Below are 1809 nucleotides of genomic sequence, written 5' to 3' on the forward strand. Positions count from 1 at the left end.
CTTGAGCGAGCTGTTAGGCTGTCGCTCACGCCGGATGCTGCATGGCCCGAACTGACAGCCCGCGAAATTGGTTGGCGCCTGCAAACCGACGATGCCCATGCCGGCAGACCAGGCGGCGCGAAAGCGATGATGCCGCAGGACCGCCGTGAAGTAACAGACCGGCATTTCGCGCCGACTGGGCAGCCACACCGCAGCGCGGACGTTTGCTAACCGGATGCTCTGCCCGGAGCGAGGTGCCCCAAGCCCCAATGCACATGCCGACTAGCGACGCCTAACGCCTGAGCTAAGCGGCGGACCAAACGCGAAGCGATTGGGACGTCCGCTTGAGCGAGTAGTTAGGCGCAAGATGCCGGAGCGAGGACTGGCAGGCAAGGCCGGATCTTGACGCTCTTGGTTGGCGCCCGCGCCCGCCCGGAACTGCTCCCGACTACTCGACGGTGGTTCCTGAGTGCGACGCGCCGCTGGCCGGCGCGGGCAAGCGGAAAGTCTGGCTGCGAGGTGTCTCGCACTTGCCGAGACCGAACTCGCCTCAGCCCACCTGAAACACCGGCGCCTAACGCTGGAGCTAAGCGGCCACATCAATCGCGAAGCGATTGATTGGTCCGCTTGAGCGAAATGTTAGGCAGATCTTACCGTCAGCAGACATCTGGGACACGCGCTCCTCCCCAGGAATCGAGAAGCTGATTGGCGACATCCAGCTCCAGCAGACGTGCGTCGTACAAGTACCAGACCAGATAGACACCAAAGAGCTCTAGTCGGTCCTGCGTTGACGCCACAAGATCGAAGCGGAGGTTTGCGGGGTCAGACCAGCCAGAGATCGGTCGAGTTGCCGCCTCGGTCATTGACCTAAGCGCCACATTGCCACCCTCGGTGCAGTAGACGATGGCGCCGAGCGACGAGACCGAAGAAATGGAGAACGAGAAGGTCGTACCATCGGCCGACGTCCAGACATTGCGCAAAGCAACGCCGGGCAAAAGCTCAAGCAGCCTTTCAATGTGACCGGAAGTTTCGTCCTGCATATCTGCCTAACGCGTGAGCTAAGCGGCGGACCAAACGCGAAGCGATTGGGACGTCCGCTTGAGCGAATAGTTAGGCCAAGACTGCCGGAGCGGGAACGACACGGCAAGGCGGGAACTACCCTGCTCCAACCTCGCCTGGAGTCTCGCTGCGAGGTGCCACGTTGATGCGTGCCTGATGTCCCGTGCCTGCGCCCGCGAGGAACAAACGAACCGGTGATCCGCCGCCGTTGAAAACGGCATGCGCGGCGGCCTCAGCGGTCGGCGTTCGAGGTGCCAAACGGCGCAGGCAGCGAGGACCGAACTCGCGTGAACCACAGGCCTAACGCTGGAACTAAGCGGCCACATCAATCGCGAAGCGATTGATTGGTCCGCTTGAGTGACTAGTTAGGCGGAAATGTGCCGGAGCGGGCCCGAGCAGGCAAGGCCGGATGGCGGTTGTTGGTGCCCGCGCCCGCCGGGAACTCTCACTGGCTACTTTGCGGCCAATCGGACTTGCGACGCGAGGCTACACAGCGCGGGCGGGCCGGATGTCTCGCGGCGAGAGAGTCTCGGCTTGCTGAGACCGGACTCGCCTCAGACCACCGTAGAACCAACCGCCTAACGTTGGAGCTAAGCGGCCACATCAATCGCGAAGCGATTGATTGGTCCGCTTGAGCGAGCTGTTAGGCTGTCGCTCACGCCGGATGCTGCATGGCCCGAACTGACAGCCCGCGAAATTGGTTGGCGCCTGCAAACCGACGATGCCCATGCCGGCAGACCAGGCGGCGCGAAAGCGATGATGCCGCAGGAC

2 protein-coding genes are annotated in these 1809 nt (G+C 62.7%); one reads left to right on the forward strand and one right to left on the reverse strand.

What is annotated here, in order from left to right; all coding sequences use genetic code 11:
- Positions 1-210 (forward strand): hypothetical protein (locus O9255_RS13090; RefSeq protein WP_297867312.1); only part of this gene is annotated, 210 nt, incomplete at its 5' end.
- Positions 211-635: 425 nt separating this feature from the next.
- Here the strand turns inward: O9255_RS13090 and O9255_RS13095 are convergent.
- Entirely contained in the window at positions 636-1019 is a 384-nt protein-coding gene (locus O9255_RS13095; protein ID WP_297867313.1) for a hypothetical protein, read from the reverse strand.
- Positions 1020-1809 lie beyond the last annotated feature (790 nt).

Source organism: Silanimonas sp., assembly GCF_027530345.1.
GTDB lineage: Bacteria > Pseudomonadota > Gammaproteobacteria > Xanthomonadales > Xanthomonadaceae > Silanimonas.